Source organism: Pseudoalteromonas sp. NZS127 (assembly GCF_015864805.1).
Taxonomy (GTDB): domain Bacteria; phylum Pseudomonadota; class Gammaproteobacteria; order Enterobacterales; family Alteromonadaceae; genus Pseudoalteromonas; species Pseudoalteromonas nigrifaciens.
In genome coordinates, this window is the sequence record NZ_JADYWN010000007.1 from 115,414 (window position 1) to 134,393 (window position 18,980).

General features: G+C 39.2%; 20 protein-coding genes. 14 read left to right on the top strand and 6 right to left on the bottom strand.

Translation table 11 applies throughout. The features are described from left to right. Nucleotides 1-228: 228 nt before the first annotated feature. Nucleotides 229-3,309, bottom strand: coding sequence for an efflux RND transporter permease subunit (locus I6E78_RS09010; RefSeq protein WP_197182321.1), 3,081 nt, complete (start codon nucleotides 3,307-3,309; stop codon nucleotides 229-231). A 2-nt stretch (nucleotides 3,310-3,311) separates the two neighbouring features. Further along, nucleotides 3,312-4,394 (bottom strand): efflux RND transporter periplasmic adaptor subunit, encoded by a 1,083-nt coding sequence (locus tag I6E78_RS09015; protein WP_197182322.1) that lies wholly within the window; start codon nucleotides 4,392-4,394, stop codon nucleotides 3,312-3,314. A 124-nt stretch (nucleotides 4,395-4,518) separates the two neighbouring features. On the opposite strand from I6E78_RS09015, the gene I6E78_RS09020 reads away from it, so the two are divergent. Together I6E78_RS09020 and I6E78_RS09025 are read left to right on the top strand one after the other, a co-directional pair. Further along, nucleotides 4,519-5,421, top strand: a complete 903-nt coding sequence (locus I6E78_RS09020; protein WP_011330065.1) for a LysR family transcriptional regulator — start codon at nucleotides 4,519-4,521, stop codon at nucleotides 5,419-5,421. Next, complete coding sequence (locus I6E78_RS09025) at nucleotides 5,411-5,716, top strand: MGMT family protein (protein ID WP_011330066.1); 306 nt, start codon at nucleotides 5,411-5,413, stop codon at nucleotides 5,714-5,716. Before I6E78_RS09020 ends, I6E78_RS09025 begins: the two co-directional genes overlap by 11 nt. Before the next feature lie 158 nt (nucleotides 5,717-5,874). On the opposite strand, the gene I6E78_RS18655 is transcribed toward I6E78_RS09025, so the two are convergent. Beyond that, the gene (locus I6E78_RS18655; RefSeq protein WP_011330067.1) at nucleotides 5,875-6,006 is read right to left on the bottom strand and encodes a putative transporter small subunit; all 132 of its coding nucleotides are present in this window, start codon (nucleotides 6,004-6,006) and stop codon (nucleotides 5,875-5,877) included. A gap of 9 nt (nucleotides 6,007-6,015) precedes the next feature. Beyond that, nucleotides 6,016-7,641 (bottom strand): sodium:solute symporter family transporter, encoded by a 1,626-nt coding sequence (locus tag I6E78_RS09030; protein WP_011330068.1) that lies wholly within the window; start codon nucleotides 7,639-7,641, stop codon nucleotides 6,016-6,018. Nucleotides 7,642-8,066: 425 nt separating this feature from the next. Here I6E78_RS09030 and I6E78_RS09035 point away from each other — a divergent pair, with 425 nt between their 5' ends. Beyond that, the gene (locus tag I6E78_RS09035; protein ID WP_197182323.1) at nucleotides 8,067-8,549 is read left to right on the top strand and encodes a thioesterase family protein; all 483 of its coding nucleotides are present in this window, start codon (nucleotides 8,067-8,069) and stop codon (nucleotides 8,547-8,549) included. Nucleotides 8,550-8,767: 218 nt separating this feature from the next. Here the strand turns inward: I6E78_RS09035 and I6E78_RS09040 are convergent, their stop codons facing one another. After that, nucleotides 8,768-9,397, bottom strand: coding sequence for a trimeric intracellular cation channel family protein (locus I6E78_RS09040; protein ID WP_011330070.1), 630 nt, complete (start codon nucleotides 9,395-9,397; stop codon nucleotides 8,768-8,770). Nucleotides 9,398-9,681: 284 nt separating this feature from the next. Beyond that, nucleotides 9,682-10,311, bottom strand: coding sequence for a PAQR family membrane homeostasis protein TrhA (trhA, locus tag I6E78_RS09045; protein WP_197182324.1), 630 nt, complete (start codon nucleotides 10,309-10,311; stop codon nucleotides 9,682-9,684). Between the two features lie 169 nt (nucleotides 10,312-10,480). Here trhA and I6E78_RS09050 point away from each other — a divergent pair, with 169 nt between their 5' ends. The 11 genes from I6E78_RS09050 (at nucleotide 10,481) to I6E78_RS09100 (ending at nucleotide 18,979) form a co-directional block, all read left to right on the top strand. Then, nucleotides 10,481-10,822, top strand: coding sequence for a hypothetical protein (locus tag I6E78_RS09050; RefSeq protein ID WP_179806886.1), 342 nt, complete (start codon nucleotides 10,481-10,483; stop codon nucleotides 10,820-10,822). Between the two features lie 216 nt (nucleotides 10,823-11,038). Then, on the top strand, nucleotides 11,039-11,311 hold the full coding sequence (locus tag I6E78_RS09055) for a hypothetical protein (protein WP_011330073.1): 273 nt from the start codon (nucleotides 11,039-11,041) through the stop codon (nucleotides 11,309-11,311). Between the two features lie 219 nt (nucleotides 11,312-11,530). Next, a complete protein-coding gene (locus I6E78_RS09060) occupies nucleotides 11,531-12,109 on the top strand; it encodes an LON peptidase substrate-binding domain-containing protein (protein ID WP_179806884.1) in 579 nt (192 codons plus the stop codon). Nucleotides 12,110-12,178: 69 nt separating this feature from the next. Continuing rightward, nucleotides 12,179-12,802, top strand: a complete 624-nt coding sequence (locus I6E78_RS09065; RefSeq protein ID WP_011330075.1) for a sigma-70 family RNA polymerase sigma factor — start codon at nucleotides 12,179-12,181, stop codon at nucleotides 12,800-12,802. Continuing rightward, nucleotides 12,795-13,469 carry a ChrR family anti-sigma-E factor gene (locus tag I6E78_RS09070; protein WP_182678648.1) on the top strand — a complete coding sequence of 225 codons (675 nt, stop codon included), beginning with the start codon at nucleotides 12,795-12,797 and terminating at the stop codon, nucleotides 13,467-13,469. Before I6E78_RS09065 ends, I6E78_RS09070 begins: the two co-directional genes overlap by 8 nt. 24 nt (nucleotides 13,470-13,493) lie before the next feature. Next, nucleotides 13,494-14,447: a YbgA family protein gene (locus I6E78_RS09075; RefSeq protein ID WP_011330077.1), complete on the top strand. Its 954-nt coding sequence runs from the start codon at nucleotides 13,494-13,496 to the stop codon at nucleotides 14,445-14,447. Further along, nucleotides 14,447-15,853 carry a deoxyribodipyrimidine photo-lyase gene (gene phrB / locus I6E78_RS09080; protein WP_197182325.1) on the top strand — a complete coding sequence of 469 codons (1,407 nt, stop codon included), beginning with the start codon at nucleotides 14,447-14,449 and terminating at the stop codon, nucleotides 15,851-15,853. The genes I6E78_RS09075 and phrB overlap by 1 nt, the downstream gene beginning before the upstream one ends. Before the next feature lies 1 nt (nucleotide 15,854). Next, the gene (locus I6E78_RS09085) at nucleotides 15,855-16,283 is read left to right on the top strand and encodes a nuclear transport factor 2 family protein (protein ID WP_011330079.1); all 429 of its coding nucleotides are present in this window, start codon (nucleotides 15,855-15,857) and stop codon (nucleotides 16,281-16,283) included. 2 nt (nucleotides 16,284-16,285) lie between these two features. Beyond that, nucleotides 16,286-16,996 (top strand): SDR family NAD(P)-dependent oxidoreductase, encoded by a 711-nt coding sequence (locus I6E78_RS09090; RefSeq protein WP_011330080.1) that lies wholly within the window; start codon nucleotides 16,286-16,288, stop codon nucleotides 16,994-16,996. Further along, on the top strand, nucleotides 16,993-18,249 hold the full coding sequence (locus tag I6E78_RS09095) for an NAD(P)/FAD-dependent oxidoreductase (protein ID WP_089369271.1): 1,257 nt from the start codon (nucleotides 16,993-16,995) through the stop codon (nucleotides 18,247-18,249). Before I6E78_RS09090 ends, I6E78_RS09095 begins: the two co-directional genes overlap by 4 nt. Then, a complete protein-coding gene (locus I6E78_RS09100) occupies nucleotides 18,242-18,979 on the top strand; it encodes a DUF1365 domain-containing protein (RefSeq protein WP_011330082.1) in 738 nt (245 codons plus the stop codon). The genes I6E78_RS09095 and I6E78_RS09100 overlap by 8 nt, the downstream gene beginning before the upstream one ends. Nucleotide 18,980: the final 1 nt, after the last annotated feature.

Here is an 18,980-nt window from a genome sequence, read left to right on the forward strand (position 1 = left end):
CCTTAAAATGATTAACCTTAAAGTTACATTAGCATTATTAAAACAAAATACCAGATATTTAAAATGTTTGTATGTATATAAAATATAAGAAAAACGATGTTTTTGAGCGGTATAATCACAATGGTACTTTATTACTAAGAGTAGGCAGTTATAAGGCAGGTATAAAGTGGTATATAAAATAAACGCAGCTTTAGCTGCGTTTATTAATTTACTAAAAGCTTATTTGCTTTATTTAATTCTAGTTTTAAGTGGCTGATATTCAATTTTATATATAATGGTATAAAGCACAGGCACTACAATTAAAGTTAATATGGTAGCAAAACCTAAGCCAAACATAATGGTAACCGCCATTGATTGAAAAAACACATCAAATAATAGTGGGATCATCCCCAATATAGTGGTTATTGCTGCCATAGCAACAGGGCGTACACGGCTTACTCCTGAATCAAATACCGCCTGGTATGGCGCTTTACCTTCAGTTAATTCAAGATTTATTTGATCCACTAATACTATGCCATTTTTTATTAACATACCGCTTAAGCTTAGTAATCCTAATAATGCCATAAAGCTAAACGGCGCATTCATGACCAATAGCCCAGCGCTTACCCCAATAATTGCCAGTGGTACAGTAGCCCAAATAACTAAAGGCTGCTTAACAGAGTTAAACAGCAATACTGTAATTGCAAACATAGCTAAGTAACCAATCGGCAATGAGCCAAAGATAGCTTTTTTAGCTTTACTCGATGACTCGTATTCGCCACCCCATTGCATTTCGTAACCGCGTGGCAGCTCAATGTTTTCGATATCGGTGCGAATGCGTGCAAATAGTTTAGCCGGCGTTTCGTCACTTAGTACATCATGGTCAGCCATAACGGTAATAGTGCGCTTACGATCGCGGCGCATAATCAAGCTGTCTTCCCATTCAACTACAAACTCATCAACAACTTGAGTAACCGGTATAAACACCCCCAATACTGGGCTGAAAATTTGTAGGTCGTGTACACTTTCTACGTTTAAGCGCTCGTTAGCAGGAGAGCGCGCAATAATAGGCAGTAATTGGGTGCCATCACGATATAAACCCACTTGCTTACCCGACAAGTTAGTAAGTAATACTTGATCAAGGTCTGATTTACTAATACCTAAACGACGCGCTTTTTGTTCGTTAAACTGTGGGCGGATCATTTTGGTACGTGCCCGCCAATCATCACGAATATTATGCGAACCTGTATCTTGCGCTATGATATGTTTGGCTTGAGCAGATAGTTTTCTAAGTACAACTGGATCTGGGCCAGAAAAACGCGCTTCTATTTTTGCATCAGTTGAAGGGCCTATTTCCATAGGTTTAACTTTAAGCTGTGCGGCAACCGGATTGTGCTGTGCGAAATCTCGTACTTTTTGCATAACAGTGGCAACTGCTTCACGGTCAGTTACACGAATAATTAATTGCCCGTACGCGGGGTATGATTTTTCAGGAGCATAGGTAAGCATAAAGCGCGGAGCACCTTGGCCTACAGTACTGGTTATTTCAGTAACGAGCGGGTTTTGCTGTAAAAATGCTTCTAATTTTTTAATCCCCTCAAGCGTTGAGCGAATATCAGCGCCTTGTTCTTGCCAATAATCGACATAAAACATTGGCGTATTAGATGCCGGAAAAAATGATTGCTTTACAGCGCCAAAACCAACAACAGCACTACACAACAGTACTAACATTAAAACTAAAGTGCTTTTTCTAAAGCGCATAGCAAGGTTTAAGCTGGCTTTGTAACTGGTGAATATAAAACCTTGATATGGGTCGTCATACTGTTGCTCGCCATCAGCGTTTAATTGCGTTTCTTTAAACATTAAGTTGGCAAAAAATGGTGTGAGGGTAATGGCAGTGATCCAGCTTAATAAAAGCGAAATAAGTAATACCCAAAATAAACTGCCGGCAAACTCACCGCTGGCGTCGGAGCTTAAACCAATCGGCGCAAATGCAGTAATCGCAATCACAGTTGCCCCAAGTAATGGCCACTTAGTTTGTTCAACAATATTAATAGAGGCTCTTAGCTTAGTTTGCCCACGTTTGAGGTTAATTAAAATACCTTCGGTAACAACAATGGCATTATCAACAAGCATACCAAGTGCGATTATTAGCGCACCTAACGAAATTCTTTGCAAATCTATAGCAAATAACTTCATAAAAATAAAAGTACCTAAAACGGTAAGCAGTAAAATACCGCCAATTAATAGCCCGCTTTTAACCCCCATAAACAGCAGCAACACTATAATTACAATAGCAATCGCTTCAACTAGGCTAATAATAAAACCGTTTACCGATTTTTCTACTTCGTTTGGTTGGTTATAAACAGCATTAACTTTAATCCCATGTGGCCGCTGGTACTCAAGCGACGCAAGATGCGCGTCAATGTCGTTACCTATATCAACCACATTAACGCCCGACATAAACGACACGCCAATTAACAATGCTTGTTGTTGGTTGTAACGAATAATATTGTTGGGCACTTCGGCGTACTCGCGATATACCTTAGCTACATCACCTAAATAAATTAGCTCGCTGGCACCCGATTTAGAAATAAGCAGGGTTTCTAACTCTTTTACATCTTTAAACTCGCCAGTAGGATGTAAGCGAATAGACTCACTGCCGACCCTAATTTTACCTGCGTTAGAAACCGTATTTTGCGATTGTAATAATTGAAAAATATGACTAGGCGCTATACCTAATTGAGCAAGTTTTTGCGTAGAAATTTCAACCATTACTTGCGCTTGTTGCTCCCCCGCAATAGTTACTTTACTTACGCCTTTAACCAGTACTAGTTCGCGTTTAAGGTAGTCTACGTAGTCTTTAAGCTCGTCATACGAATAGCCGTCGCCGGTTACTGAATACATTACGCCGTAAACATCAGCAAAGTCATCAATAATTTTACTAGCGTATACACCACTGGGCAAAGATGGGTTGAGGTCGTTAATTTTACGCCGCATTTCATCCCAAATTTGTCTTAACTCTTGTTTTCGGTAGTTACTTTTCATTTCTACGGTAATTTGCGACTTACCATTTGACGAAATAGAGGTAACGTAATCAACGTAAGGTAATTGCTGAATCGCATTTTCGATAGGAAAGGTAACTTCTTCCTCTACTTGCTGTGGCGACGCGCCAGGATACATGGTGATAACCATGGCTTTTTTTAACGTAAATTCAGGGTCTTCTAATTGCCCTAAGTCAAAATAAGAAACACCACCGCCAATAAGTAGCAGTAGGGTAAACATCCAACTAATAACTTTTTTCTCTATAGATAGTTGTGCAAAGCTCATAATTACAGGCCTCGCTCTTTATTCCATGGGCGTACTTGCATGCCTTCTTTTAATGAATGTACACCGGCAGAAACAATTTGCTGTCCTTCTGTAATCCCACTGAGTACTTCAATGCCATCGCGGTGTAATTGGCCCACTTTTACTGCTTGTTTATGTATTTGGCCGGTTTGCTCGTTATATAACCATACATAAGCGTTGTTACTAATAGATTGCTGCGGATCAGAAAACACCGCCTCGTTGGGCAAAATAGTGTAAGCGGTTTGTGATTGCGTTACTTTACTTAAATCGATAAGTACGCGGCCAGTCATACCGGCAAGTAAGTTAAAATCTTCTGGCACTGGCAGCGAAAACACAACTTTATACGTTAATGTGGCAGGATCTGCTTGGGTGTCCCACTCCTTAAGTGTGAGTGTGTATTTTTTATCGTGATAGCCGTCAAAAATAACCGTTGGTTGGTATTGAGTTCCTTTAATAAAGCGCGCCACAATTCTTTCAGGTACTTGAATTTCAACATCCATTAAATCGCGGGTTTCTAAACGCAGTATATTTTGCTTTGCTTGTACGCTTTCATAGTTTTTTACAAATACTTTAGCAATCGTGCCCGCAAACGGCGCTCTAAGTTGGCTATATTCCACATTCGTTTGTGCAATTTTAAAGGCCGATTCGGCAACTTGCTTGTTAGCAATAGCCTGATCAAGCTCTGATTGGCTGGTAATGCGTTTTTCGAAAAGTTGTTCAATGCGCCCTAATTGTGATTTAGCCAGCTCATAGCGGGCTTTACGCTCATTATATTGCAGCTGAAAATCTTCAGGGTCTAACTTAGCTAATAGTTGTCCTTTTTTTACATGCTGACCCGCTAATACCGGAAACTCAACCAGCTCACCACTTACTCTAAATGCAAGGTAAGAGCCTTGATTTGCAACTACTTCACCAGGAAAACTGCGAATGTTAACTTGCGAATCGTGACCAATATTAAATAACTTTACCGGGCGTATTGGCTCTTCTTTTACTTGCGGCTCAGGCTCAGAGCAGGCTATTAAACCAAGTAAAGTCGTCGTTACTACACATAGACGTAAGAGGTGCATATTTTCTCCATGAAAATTAAAAGCTAAATAAAGTCAGTGCAGCATACTCCGCAAACATATAAAATAAAATTCATTAAATTTTAAAAACTCAATAAGTTTTACTTATGTTGTTATTGGCAGTGCTATGAAACTCAACCAGCTACAAATATTAGACGCCATTGTACAAAGCGCAAGCTTAAGTGCAGCGGCACTTAAACTACACAAAACACAGCCAGCGCTTACGTTAGCAATTAAAAGTTTAGAGACAAAAATAGGCTTTGCGCTACTCGACCGTTCGCAATACCGTTTACAATTAACCGAAAAAGGGCGGATTTTTCATCGCCAAGCTAAGCAACTACTCAATAACAACGAAGAGCTTGCACAACTTGCAAAAGAGCTAGCACTGGGCAATGAAGCGCAATTTAGAATTTGTTATGAACAAATATGCCATGTGCAAAGCTACAATGAGATCATAAGTAATACTTTTAGAGTATTTAATAGCACTGAGTTTAGTTTAACCAGTGGTAAACGCTTTATTTCGTTGGAGCAAGTTAATAATGGCCAAGCAGAGCTTGGCATAGGCCCTTGGTTTGACTTGTTTCATGCTACCGGCGATTTAGAAAGCTTGCCCATAGGCAAGCTCGACATTGGTATTGTTAGCGCAAAAAATATTATACCCAACACACTTAGCTACAGTGAATTACAGTCGTACCCGTGTTTAGCCATGTTTGAAAGCGGCCTGAGTATAGACAGTGATAGGTTGTCTTATTCTAAAGGCCCAGCAATGATGAAAATTGACGATATATCGAGCTTAAAATCGTTTTTACTATCGGGCGCTGGTTGGGCTATGATCAGCTTAGAGCATTGCGCTGAAGAAATTAAATCGGGGTTATTACAAAAAGTCAGCATAACTGATCGCGAGCATGAATTTAGTACGCAAATTCGCGTTTTTAGGCAGCACTCTAGCCATCATGGGCCAGTAGCACGTACTATTTGGCAGCAGTTTACTCAACTTAGCCAGGCGTATTTGAAAAAACATGGAAATTGATAAAGAAACGCTTATTTATACCGTTATTGGTAGTATTCCTAAAGGGCAAGTTGCAAGTTATGGGCAAGTAGCCGCTATTGCGGGGTATCCGCAAAATGCGCGTTTAGTGGGGCGGTTATTAAAGCTAATGCCCAACGACTCAACAATTCCTTGGCATAGAGTAGTAAACAGCCAAGGTAAAATATCGTTTCCTATAGGCAGTAATAAATATCAAGAGCAACGACAAAAACTGTTATTAGAAGGCATTGCATTTAAAAATGAGCGAGTGAATATGCGTGTGTACCAATGGCAGTAATATAACAAGTTTAATCTGCCTGCTGTTTACTTAGCCACTTACTTAATGAGTGCGCTGTTAAAATAGTGCTAGCGTTAAAGTGTTTATAACTAAGTGCTTAACGCAATAAAAAAGGGCAAGTTAAATGCTTGCCCTAGTTTGCGTGTAAAGTGCATGCTTTACACTAAGTTTTTGCCTTTTTGTTTCGCATTTTTAAGATCTTTAATAAGTGAGCAAAGTAAAATAACAAATACACCAAAGGCAATCACAGGCCAAATTAATACATAAATAGTAAGTAATGTTGTAGACATAATTTTTCCTTATTTATTGTCACTAAATTCAACAACACGTTGCTTAATTAAAGCAAAATCAAACGCGCTTTTGTTGCTGGTTAAGGTAAGCACTACACAAATAATAGCGCTGGCACCGTAAGCGGTCAGTGAGCTTAGCAATACAATATAGTCGCGTAAAAAACCTAAAGTAAAAAACAGTAGTATTACGGCTGTTATTGCGCCCAAAATTAACCCCGCAGTGCGGCCAAAAAAACCAAAACACATTAAGCCAATAACAACACCGCCGCCTACGCTTGCTATTACCTCAAAAAATAACGCGACAGCGCCAGTTAATTCCAGCCACTCAAAGCGTGCGATAATAAAGAGTAAAAACGCGCCGGTTACCGCGGCAGTAAACGCCAGATTTGTCACCTTATTCCAATATAAGCTAGAAATAACTGGAAACACAATTGCGCCCCACAGTGCGCCAACAAAAATTAGCATTGAGAGAATATCGAGTTTAAGGCTTGCAAATATAACGCCTAACATGGTGGCAACAACCATGGTAAAGCGGCCAACCCAAAGCATTTTTTTAGGGTTAGGATTGTTTTTACTTAAATGTTTACCGTATACGTCGGTCATTATAATTGCGGATAAGGCTGACAAGTCAGAATCGGCGGTGGATGAAAGCGAGCCAATAATCATCACAAATAATACCAACACCATAATGGGCGACAGGTAGGTGGCGGCCATCTGTGGAATGAGGTTATTTAAATCACCGTCTATAGGTTGCACGCCGGCTAGTAACGCCAGTAAACCCAGCATACCTAAGCCTATAACAATAGAGCCATAACCTATGGTTGCGGTAATAAAGCTCGGTTTTATTAAGTCTTCGCGTACAGCAAATAAGCGTTGGGCAATAGTTTGATTACCAATAGCGTACGCAAGAACTGCAACAAAAAATGGCGCGCCTTGCTCTAAAATGGCAGTAGTAGAGAAAAAGTCAGCTTGTTCTATTGTTAAGTTACTCATGCCTTGAGTAAATAAGTCGGGGCCATCGAGCTCAAAAAATAGCATAGGAATAATAACCACAGCGGCGAGCATCATAGCCATTAACTGGCCAAAATCGGTAAAAACCGAGGAGCGAAACCCCGACCAAAAAGTGTATATAAGCACGCCAGAGCCTGCAATTAATACCCCTTCGGTAAAGTTCAGTGGTGATAAAATATCTACTAGCGCACCGGCTGCAGTAAAGTTAACCATTAAACTAATTATACTGCCGACTATGTTTGAAGAGGCTAAAATCATTTGGCTAGCACTGCCATGCCGCGCATGCATAATTTCGGCTAAGGTACGCGCATTTGGCGCAAGCTCTCTAAAGCGCTTACCAAAGGGGTAAATAAATAAAATCATCAGTGCGCCCCAAAAACCGTAATGGATTGCCCCCGATAAACCATATTTGTACCCCGAACTTGCAGCAGCATAAAACGATGCTGCCCATATCCATGTGGCTGTCATACTCGCTGCAGACATGCTAAATCCAACGGATCCGTTGGAAACCATATAGCCATCGGCATTTTCTTGTTTTTTGCCAATACTTAGCGTGAATAAAAAGGTTAAACCATAAAAAGCAAATAAAACCAGCAGTATAGTGCTGGTACTAAACTGAAACATTTTGACTCCTTCGCCGCGTCACTCGTCATTACAATAGAGGTAATAAGGTGACGGTTATTATTTATTTTACGCAGTTAAAAACGCACGTAAATAATTAGAGGGCTACTAAAAACTTTATAAAATAGCTTAATAAAACTAGTAGCAAAAAATAGCTGATACGATCATCAGTAAAGAATAATGTAAGCAAAAACGCCCACATAAGAAATTAATGTTAACACAAATGGAGGATGTTATGTGATTTAGCTTGGTTTACAGTATTAAATGCTGAAATTGGTGCTGCTCAATATTTAATATAAATCAATTTTCTGCTAACGAATAACAACCAACAGGACGGCTATTTAATGTAATTACACAGCCAGTTTTCAGTGTTTGGTTAATACAGCAATAGCAACTTAAGCCTTATCGTTACCCTAAAAGGAAGTAAAATGTCGCTCTACCCATTTAAAAAATATACAGCCACAGTGCCCACCCAGTGGGTTGATTTTAACGGCCATATGAATACAAAATATTATGGTTTAGTTATTTACGATGCGCATATAGATTTTACCGAACATCTGGATTTAGGTGAGCGATACCGTTATGCAAATAACTGCAGCAAAGCATTAGTAGAGAGCCATTGTATTTTTGAAAGGGAGTTGTGCGAAGGCGATGAAATTGAGGTTGTGTCTTGGCTGTTGTACGTTGATGAAAAACGTATTCATACATTTCATGAAATATATTGCACCAATAAAGGGTATCGCGCCGCTGCGGGCGAGCACTTAGATTTGCATATTGATTTAGCAACCAGGCGAGTATCTCCATTTCCAAGTGAGGTGCTAGAGCGTTTAAAGGTAATAGAGCAGCAATTTTGCCAACTACCCAAGCCCGTTAAAGTAGGCAGTACAATTAAAATACCCAGCATAACTTGAACTATGGATAACAAATCTATCTCAAGCAGCTATTTTCGGCGCTAACTACGTTAAAATTACTTGCAATAGGCTAGCTATTGGCGCGTTAATTCGCCTTGTTTTCACTGAAAATCTCTTAATCAGAGTTCATGTTATATATTTCACGTTGATTTTATTTTAGCGGCAGGTAGAGCATAAGCTGCCGCTAAAGCGAAACACAAAGCGGTTAATTTTTAGCGTTATTTATTTTTAACTGTTCTTTTTCTAAATATGTTTGGCTGCCAACCCCAATGCAGCGCGCCCAAACGTAAAAATACGGTAATAAACAAGGAGCCTAAAATACACCATATATAAGACACTCCGAGTAAAAACAACGCTGCATAAGTTAAACCGCCCGACAGACACGCAGTAGAATACAGCTCTTCGCGCATTACTAGCGGAATTTCTCTGCAAATTACATCGCGCATTAGCCCGCCAAATATACCGGTAGTCATACCCATGGTAATGGCAACTATCATGGTAGTGCCTTCAATTAACGACTTTTCAATGCCGACAATATTAAATATAGCCATGCCTAATACATCAACTAGCAGCATGTAATAATTAGATACGTGCGGTAAATGGCGAATAAACACCACCGCAATAAATATTGCGCCATAGGTGGCGTATAAATAATCGGGCTCTGCAATCCAAAACACTGGCTGATTTAATAATATATCACGCAGTGTACCGCCGCCAAGCGCAGTAACTGAGCCTACAACTACAACACCAAAACCCCCAATGTTTTTTTCGTGGCCTAATAAAGTGCCCGATATAGCAAAAAAGGCCACCCCAATTAAACTCATAAAATGAAAGTATTCAAACGCCATGGTGTGGTTTCCTTACCATAATTAGGAGAGGTAGAATTAATAAACAGTGTAGCGTATTTAAAATTTATTTTTGCTGAACACTCCCCCACAACAATAGCTTTAATATGAAATTACGTAGGTTGGTTTGAGCGCAGTGAAACCCAACGAATAAAGGCAGCATCAATTAATCTAGGCGTTTTGCATTATCGATTGGCTTAAATAATTGGCTAAACTAAGCATCAATTTAATAAATAAAATAAACCTTATTCACGATTTTATCGGCTTTATCAGAGGACGCTTTCCCTTCAATACACATAACGACTAATGCCCACATAGTGGCAAACGCAGCCGGCAACAACAAATAAGTGCCAAATGGCGTGGCTAAATTGGGTGTTTTTGGCGCTGTAAAATACTGTGCCTAGGCTGTAAAAAATGCCGCCGGCGAGTAGCCAATATAATGCGTTTACATCAATTGCTAAGTAAAGCGGATAAATAATGGCGAGTGCAAACCATCCCATGAGTAAGTAGGTGGCAAGGGAGACTTTTTTATTACCATTGTGAACTAAAACTTTATACGCTACGCCAGCAAGTGCTACTGACCAAATAAAGGTGAGGGTTGCCCAAGACCAAACACCTGTTAACGACAGGTGTAAAAAGGGAGTGTAAGTACCGGCAATAAGAATATAAATAGCGCAGTGGTCGCACTTTTTATAAAATGCCCTGAGCCTAGGTTGTACACTGGCGTGATATAAAGTAGATGATAAAAACAAAATAAAGATGCTGGCGCTATAAATCGTTGCACTTATATAGGCTTTGGTGCTGCTTGATTGATTAAACAGATCCCACATTACCCAGAAAGCAAATAACACACCTATTGCATGGCTAATTACATTGAGCTGTTCTTCTTTACGCGAATAGGGCGCATTCGATGACATAACTGATCCTACCACTTTTAATTGTTTTCAGTGTACGTGTGTACGCTGAATCTTTCAATTATTATAAGCAAACATAAGGGCAAACTTTCGCTTGCTTTAAAGGCTCATTAATTCAATATGTTTTACTACAAAATAGGCTGAACACTCAACTGTTACTTAAAGGAAAATTATGCAAAAAAGCTTTAAAGCAGCATTACTTAGCGCTTTAATTTACCCAGGTGCTGGGCACTTTGCGTTAAAAAAGCATTTAATAGGCGCTATTTTTGCGGGAGTATTTTCGGTTTTACTACTGTTAACTTTACAAGAGGTGTATGCAATGGCGCAATGCATAGCTAATGACATAGTAAACACAAGGGGCGGTGCTAGCTTTGATGATATTTTGGCTGCAGTAAAGCACCCATCAGCGCACTGTGCAGCATTAGGGCAATACCAGTATATTTACTTAATGTTGGTTATTTGGTTTTTGAGCATAGTAGATGCTTACAGGTTAGGTAGAAAGGTGGTTAAATAAACAGCGGTATTGGCGCATAAATACAGCGTGTTATATTAACTAAAATTTAGCTGAAAAGTTAAATTAATTAGTTATATTAACCAACGCTGAATTTCATTTTCGGCTACTAATATTTAAATCTGCTTTATAAACAATGGGTTATAATTTTGATTTGGTGTGGCACATCCCTTGAATATGTAATTGAGTCGAAACAATACACAAACAAGGAAATCCATTATGAAACATTCAATTAAAATCGCTATGGCAAGTTTATTAGTATTAGGTTCGTTGCAAGCAAACGCAACCGAAGTTGACCTTGATGTAACTGATATGCTCACACAAACAATTACCAGCTATATATCGCAAACCACCATAGAGCTTGAAAACTCAATAAAAGACACGCTTACTTTTAATACCGAAACAATGCTTAATAGCTGGTTAAGTGAGCCATTAATTACCGATATTCAAGCTGAAATTAAAACCGAAAATACCGTTAAACCAGTGCAATAATATACGTCAATTATAAGGAATAACCCTATGAGCAGTGAATTTGGATTATTTGCTTTAATGCTGGCGCCGGTTGTAAGTATGATCAGCGCTTATTATTCGGTGCAATTACTTAAAAGTATGGGAGCGTGGTTTAATATTTAACATTGGTTTAATAAAAGCTGATCGACTTAGTTAAAGCGCACGTAAATGAAGGCAGAATGTTTTAAACAAGTAGACTTTATGAAACGTGCGATTTTTCCATTACCCTTATTTATCCTCCCTGACGGTTATACGCGTTTACGCATATTTGAACCTCGCTATTTAAATATGGTTAAAAGCGCATTAAAAGAAAACATTGGCTTTGTGCTTTGTAGTTTTGAGCACGACACGCCATTTAATATCAGCGCCCAAGGTTGCCTAATGAACATTATTGACTTTGATCAAGATGATAATGGCATGCTACTTATAGATGTATGTGCTACTCAAAGTGTGCAAATAAACGATGTGTTTCAAGACGAGCAAGAACTGCGCTACGGTTTAGTGTCGAACTGTAATACGCCTTATTGGTACACAGAGGCAAACAATAATATTGGCGAGCATAAACGCCTACAAGATACGCTGCGTGAAGTGTTCACTAATAACCCAGAGCTTAGTTCATTATATAAACAAACCTATTTTGACAAGCTTACTTGGGTTGCTGCTCGATGGCTTGAGCTGTTACCTATATCTATTGAGAAAAAACAGCAACTTGCGTTTGAAACTAACTTTGATAACTTACTAAGTTTCCTCCATACTGTGATTAATAACGAATTTGCCTAATTTAATTTGATCCTTATTTAATTATTGCCCGTATTTACATGTACTAAAGCAATAACGGGATAAATTACTATGGTAAGTCAACAACAATCATTACGTTGTGAACCTAATACAGGTAAGTACACTGCCATGCCAGAAACGCCAAGTAAGGAATTGATGCAAGCATTAATTGATGTTGCACAAAGCCGCGATAAAAAAGCATTTGCTTATTTATTTGAATATTTTTCGCCAAAAATTAAACGTTTTGGTATCAAGCAATTTGGTATTGAAGCTCAAGCAATGGAGTTAGTGCAAGAAACACTAACATCGGTTTGGCGTAAAGCACATTTGTACAATAGTGACAAAGGGGCTGCGACTACTTGGGTTTACACGGTAATGCGAAATGCTTCGTTTGATATGCTGCGCAAAATGAAAAGCAATAAAGAAGAAAACATCAGCGAAGATATTTGGCCGTTATTGAACGAATCGCAAAATACGCATCACGAATACACAGATCATTTAGAAGATAAACAAATTAAACGCTACCTTGAAAAGCTACCAGTAGCTCAGCGGGAAGTAGTAAGAGGTGTTTATTTTCAAGATATGTCGCAAGAACAACTTGCACAACAACTTAATATTCCAGTAGGCACGGTAAAATCACGGTTACGTTTAGCCTTGCAAAAATTACGTAATGAAATGGGAGATCAGCATGATTAAACATCACCCGAGTGATACTTTACTGACACAATATTGCAGTGCATCACTTAGCGCATCGTTAAGTTTAGCTGTGTCTATACACGTAGATATGTGCCCAGTATGCCAAGAAAAAGTAACAAAGCTTGAAGCTGATAATGCAGCTGAAGTGTTTAACGATGCATTACTTTCAGAGGCTAAGGATGATACTAGTGGTTATTTTGAGCAAGAAAGCTCAAGCTTATTTGATTTAATAACCAGCGATACCAGTATTGATGAAGTATACGAAGTTGAACCAATTGCTGTTGAAATAAACCAGCAAAATTATCAACTGCCGCGTGCTTTAACACGTATTTCGCACAGCAAATTTACTCAAGTTGGCAAACTAGCCCGCTCGCGCGTTGCCCTCGATGATGGCCCATTACGTACCAGCTTATTGCACATTGCTGCGGGTGGAGAAATACCAGAGCATACTCATACCGGATTTGAGATTACTTTGTTACTAAACGGCGAGTTTAGCGACGAAGAGGGTAGCTACGTACCGGGTGATTTTATTTGGCAAGATGGCAGCCATCTGCACACACCGGTAACAAAAGAAGGCTGTTTATGCTTTACAGTAGTCAGTAGTGCGCTACATTTTAATAAAGGGCTGAGTAAGTTACTTAACCCAATTGGTAATTTAATTTACTAATATAAACAGTTTATTAGGGATATTATGCAAGCTGATACAATTAAAATAGGCATTAGTGCATGCCTAGCAGGCGAAAAAGTGCGTTTTGACACAGGCCATAAACGCTCAAACTTTTGTATGGATGAGTTTGCAAAGCATGTTGAATATACGCGCTTTTGCCCAGAGGTGGCGGTGGGTTTACCTATTCCAAGGCCAACTATTCGCCAAGTACGAGTAGGCGATACAATAAAAGTGTGTCGCCCTGATGGTTCTGGCGACGTTGGACCACAACTTACTGCTTACGGTATTAAAGTAGCTACCGAACAAGCGAAAGAGTTAAGCGGCTTTGTGTTTTGTGCTAAAAGCCCAAGCTGTGGCATGGAGCGCATTAAAATATACAACGAAGCGGGCACTGGTAACACATCAGAAGGTGTTGGTTTTTTTGCAGAGCAAATAATGAAGCACAATCCATTATTACCGTGCGAAGAAAATGGCCGTTTAAACGACATGCACTTGCGTGAAAACTTCGTAATGCGAGTGTATACGTTTAAAAATTGGCAAAAATTAATACAACAGCCATTGAACGTTCATCGCTTAACCCAGTTTCATGCGCAATATAAATACTTGTTAATGGCGCATAATTACCAAGCTTACCGCGATCTAGGTCATCTGTTAGGTACGTTTTTAGGTGATGACGTAACCGAGCTTGCTGATAAGTACATTTTAGGTTTGATGAATGGACTTAAAAAGCCAGCCTCACGCAAAAATAATTGTAATACCTTAATGCACTTACAGGGCTACTTTAAAAAAGATTTATCGTCAGTCGAAAAACAAGAAATGCGAGAAGCAATTGATGAATACAGCGATGGTTTAGTGCCTCTTTACGTGCCACTTACTTTGCTAAAGCATCATTTAAAAGTGCACCCAAACGAGTATCTTGAAAAACAAGTATTTTTTAATCCTTATCCTAATGAATTAAAACTACGCTACGGTATTTAATGAACACATTATTTTGGTTTAGGCGCGATTTGCGCCTTTTTTCTAATGAGGCGCTAATTCAAGCGCTTAATAATGGCGCTAACCACGCTATTTTTTTTATCTGCGAAAAACAATGGCAGCAGCATCAAGCAGCGCCAATACAAATTGACTTACTTAAACGTCGCATTACTTACCTGCACCAGCAACTTGCTGATCACGGTATTACCTTACACATTATTGACGCACCATACTTTACTGATTGCGAAACTCAACTCATTGATTATTGTAAGGCTAATAATGTTAAGCATGTAATTGCCAATACCGAGTATGAACTAAACGAAGTAAACCGCGATAAAGCCATTTTAGCAAAGTGCGATGAGCTTTCTATTACGTTTACCTTGTACGAAGGCGATTTAATTGCCCCGGTAGGCAGCGTTAAAAACCAAAGCAACGAAATGTACAAAGTATTTACGCCATTTAAACGTGCTTGGTTAAAGCAGTACATTGAGGTGCATTTTTCTTTGCCGCAGTGGCCTGTAGAGCACGTTAGCGGCGGTGCGCAGTTAAGCAAAAACGAAACAAATTTACTCAAAGGCGATAGCAGCTCTGAAAAATGGCCCGTTGATGATAAAACATTGGCCACTGTGGTCGATAACTTTATTTGCGATAAACTAACAAGTTACGACGATCACCGTGATATTCCCAGTATTAAAGGCACCTCAGGCCTTAGCCCTTATTTAGCGCTAGGTATTATTAGTACTAAGCAATTATTAATAAATATACAGCAGCGCTACCCCGATATCTTAAGCACTTCAAAAAGCAAAACCTTTACTTGGATTAATGAGCTTATTTGGCGTGAATTTTATCGGCATTTAATTGCGCAATTTCCAAAGCTTTCGCTTGGCGATAATTTTAACGAAAAGTATAACGCGGTAGTTTGGCGTAGCAGCAATGACGAATTTAAAGCATGGTGCGAAGGCCGCACAGGTTACCCGCTTGTTGACGCTGCGATGAGGCAACTCTTGCAAACCGGGTGGATGCATAACCGTTTACGCATGGTGGTTGCTAGCTTTTTAACTAAACACCTACTTATAGATTGGCGCAAAGGCGAGCGTTTTTTTATGCAACATCTTATAGATGGCGATTTGGCCTCTAATAATGGTGGTTGGCAGTGGGCGGCCAGTACCGGGTGTGATGCACAGCCTTACTTTAGAGTTTTTAATCCTATAAGACAAAGTGAACGCTTTGATCCAAACGGCGAATTTATTCGTAAATACATACCAGAGCTTGAAAACGTGCCAGATAAACACATTCACTTTCCACATAGCTATTTAGCCTCATTGGGGCAAAGTGATTCGTGTTATTGGCCAGCAATTGTTGTTCATAAAGCGGCGCGAGAGCGTGCCCTAGCAGCATTTAAGGTATGATATGGATAACCAGTTACCAGTAGATAAGTTTGTAGATATATATCAAAAACTTAATAATAGTAACCTTGATTTATTAAGTGAAATTTACTGCGACGATATACAATTTACCGACCCAATGCACAACATTAATGGCATTGTTGAGCTGCGCAAATACTTTGCTAATTTGTATAGCAATGTTACGCATTGCCAGTTTGATATAACCGACTCATTTAGTGTTGCCAATAATGCCTTTGTGTATTGGAGTATGCATTATGTGCATCCTAAATTAGCCTCAGGAAACACCATTACGGTGCAGGGGCACAGTAAGCTTACATTTAACGGTGACAAAATAATTGAGCACCGCGACTATTTTAACGTAGGCGAGCTACTGTATAAGCATATTCCTTTATTAGGCCGTATTATTAAGCTTATAGATAAAAGGGCGGGCTAATTATGATCACACTTATTACCGGTGCTACCTCAGGTATTGGCGAACAATTAGCAATAAAATATGCCGAGCAAGGCGATACTGTTATTGCTTGCGGTCGTAACAGCGAAAAGTTAGCTGAGCTTGCTAAGCATAACAACATTCAAACCTGCCAATTTGATGCCACAAATTTACAACAAATAAAATCTGCTACCATTGGCTTTGCTCATTTTGATCGGGTCATACTCAATGCTGGTAACTGCGAATACGTTGACGATGCACGAAATTTTGACAGCGCCTTATTTGAGCGGGTCATTAGCGTTAATTTACTGGCTATGGGGTATTGCTTAGAAGCTTTATTACCTAAAATAAATAGTGGTGGCCAGCTGGTGTTAGTCAGCTCAAGTGTAACCTATTTAGCACTACCGCGCTCAGAGGCGTATGGCGCTTCTAAAGCGGGTGTAAGCTACTTGGCTAAAAGCTTAGCAATTGATTTAAATGACGTTGATGTAACCTTAGTGCATCCTGGTTTTGTTAAAACCCCTCTAACTAATAAAAATGACTTTCCTATGCCTATGGCCGTTACAGCGCAAAAAGCGGCAGACTACATGATAAAAGGCATACACAAGCGTCGTAAAGAAGTGCATTTTCCGTATCGTTTTACACTAATATTAAAAGCACTGCGCATATTACCATTGCCGCTGTGGCTCAAAATTGCAAAAGGACTAGCGCGTTGAAAAAAATAGCTATAATTGGCACTGGCGTTTCAGGTTTAACCTGTGGGCATTTATTGCATAAGCACTATGATGTAACGCTATTTGAAAAAAACAATTACATTGGTGGCCACACGGCTACGGTTGATGTGCAAGTTGATGGTATTGAACACGCTATTGATACTGGTTTTATTGTATTTAATAACAGAACCTACCCTTATTTTGAAAAGCTATTAGCGCGTATTGGCGTTGATAAGCAAGAAACAGAAATGAGTTTTAGTGTACATAACGATGCCACAGGTTTTGAATACAACGGCCATACCTTTACGAGTTTATTTGCACAGCGTCGTAATATTTTTAGACCAAAGTTTTGGCGTTTACTGTACGACATAGTTAGGTTTAATAAATTATGTAAAACAATACACGAGCAAGGCAGCTATAAAGCCGATCACTCATTAGGTGAGCTACTAAGTGAGCATAATTTTAACGACTTTTTTAAATATCATTATATTTTACCTATGGGCGCTGCTATTTGGTCTACCAGCATTAAAGAAATGCAAAATGTAGGCGTTGAATTTTTTGTTAAATTCTTTTTTAATCATGGCTTATTAGATGTAGTAAACAGGCCGCAATGGTATGTAATACCCGGTGGTTCTCGTCAATATATTAACCCGCTAATTAGAGGCTTTGCCGACAAAATTAAACTCAATACAGATATTAAATCAGTAACTAGAGCTGCCGATAAAGTAACTATAGTGTTTGCTAATGGTGAGCAAAGCGAGTTTGATAAAGTGATATTTGCTTGTCATTCAAATCAGGCGTTAGCGTTATTGGACGATGCCAGCGAGCAAGAAAAGTCAGTGTTGGGCGCTATTCCTTATACCGAAAATTCAGTGGTGCTTCATACCGATACTAATTTATTACCCGACAGAAAAGCAGCCTGGGCTAGTTGGAATTATTTACTCAATAATAATACCGATAAAGCGGCTGTTGTTACGTATCAAATGAATATACTTCAAGGGTTACAGTCAGATACGCAGTTTTGTGTAACATTGAACCATCTACAAGGAATAGAAAAGAGTAAAATATTACGTGAATTTACTTACCATCACCCAGTATTTAACCAAGAATCGATAGCCGCGCAGCAACAAAAGCACAGCATTGACGGGAAAAATAATAGCTATTTTTGTGGTGCGTATTGGTATAACGGTTTTCACGAAGATGGGGTGCATAGTGGCGTAGACGTTGCCAAACAGCTTGGGGTTGAATTTGACTAGCGCTGTATATTTAGGCGATGTAAAACATCGCCGTTTTGCGGTTAAAAGCCATAGCTTTAGTTACCCTTTGTACATGATGTGGGTTGATTTAAATAACCCACAGCAATTAAACGGTGTGCATAGCCAATTGGGCAGTTCAGGTTTTAAAGCTCTTAAATTTAACCAAGCAGACTATCTAAATAAAGACCCGCAATTAAATACCTTTTCGTTAGTAGAGCGCGCGCGCAAACACCTTGCAAAGCTAGGTGTTAAACAAACCTTTAGCCATGTTTATATGCTGGGGCAATTACGCTGTTTAGGTATTTACTTTAGCCCAGTAAATTTTTATTTTTTTGGCGATAACGATACAAAATTTAGCTACATGATTGCAGAGGTTAGCAACACACCTTGGAATGAACGCCACTATTATTTAGTTCCGTTAGAAAAAAAAGTGAACTTTAAGAAAACTTTTTCCGTATCACCTTTTATGGACTTGGACATGAACTACCACTGGCATATTCGACAAACGCAGGATAAAGCATTAATACAGATTAAAAATATACGCGACGAGCAGGTATTATTCGACGCTACACTAAGGTTAAAACGCCACGAATTAACTGAGCAACAAGTAAGTAGGTTGCTTAAACGTTTTCCGGCGATGACTTGGTCAATTTTTAAGGGTATTTATTATCAAGCATTAAAGTTGTTTATTAAAAGAGTGCCTTTTTTAGGCCACTCAGGTAAGCCATAAA

Coding starts and splice junctions, on each gene's coding strand:
- I6E78_RS09010 (WP_197182321.1), bottom strand. CDS start 3,309: ATGAGCTTTGCACAACTATCTATAGAGAAAAAAGTTATTAGTTGGATG.
- I6E78_RS09015 (WP_197182322.1), bottom strand. CDS start 4,394: ATGCACCTCTTACGTCTATGTGTAGTAACGACGACTTTACTTGGTTTA.
- I6E78_RS09020 (WP_011330065.1), top strand. CDS start 4,519: ATGAAACTCAACCAGCTACAAATATTAGACGCCATTGTACAAAGCGCA.
- I6E78_RS09025 (WP_011330066.1), top strand. CDS start 5,411: ATGGAAATTGATAAAGAAACGCTTATTTATACCGTTATTGGTAGTATT.
- I6E78_RS18655 (WP_011330067.1), bottom strand. CDS start 6,006: ATGTCTACAACATTACTTACTATTTATGTATTAATTTGGCCTGTGATT.
- I6E78_RS09030 (WP_011330068.1), bottom strand. CDS start 7,641: ATGTTTCAGTTTAGTACCAGCACTATACTGCTGGTTTTATTTGCTTTT.
- I6E78_RS09035 (WP_197182323.1), top strand. CDS start 8,067: ATGTCGCTCTACCCATTTAAAAAATATACAGCCACAGTGCCCACCCAG.
- I6E78_RS09040 (WP_011330070.1), bottom strand. CDS start 9,397: ATGGCGTTTGAATACTTTCATTTTATGAGTTTAATTGGGGTGGCCTTT.
- trhA (WP_197182324.1), bottom strand. CDS start 10,311: ATGTCATCGAATGCGCCCTATTCGCGTAAAGAAGAACAGCTCAATGTA.
- I6E78_RS09050 (WP_179806886.1), top strand. CDS start 10,481: ATGCAAAAAAGCTTTAAAGCAGCATTACTTAGCGCTTTAATTTACCCA.
- I6E78_RS09055 (WP_011330073.1), top strand. CDS start 11,039: ATGAAACATTCAATTAAAATCGCTATGGCAAGTTTATTAGTATTAGGT.
- I6E78_RS09060 (WP_179806884.1), top strand. CDS start 11,531: ATGAAACGTGCGATTTTTCCATTACCCTTATTTATCCTCCCTGACGGT.
- I6E78_RS09065 (WP_011330075.1), top strand. CDS start 12,179: ATGGTAAGTCAACAACAATCATTACGTTGTGAACCTAATACAGGTAAG.
- I6E78_RS09070 (WP_182678648.1), top strand. CDS start 12,795: ATGATTAAACATCACCCGAGTGATACTTTACTGACACAATATTGCAGT.
- I6E78_RS09075 (WP_011330077.1), top strand. CDS start 13,494: ATGCAAGCTGATACAATTAAAATAGGCATTAGTGCATGCCTAGCAGGC.
- phrB (WP_197182325.1), top strand. CDS start 14,447: ATGAACACATTATTTTGGTTTAGGCGCGATTTGCGCCTTTTTTCTAAT.
- I6E78_RS09085 (WP_011330079.1), top strand. CDS start 15,855: ATGGATAACCAGTTACCAGTAGATAAGTTTGTAGATATATATCAAAAA.
- I6E78_RS09090 (WP_011330080.1), top strand. CDS start 16,286: ATGATCACACTTATTACCGGTGCTACCTCAGGTATTGGCGAACAATTA.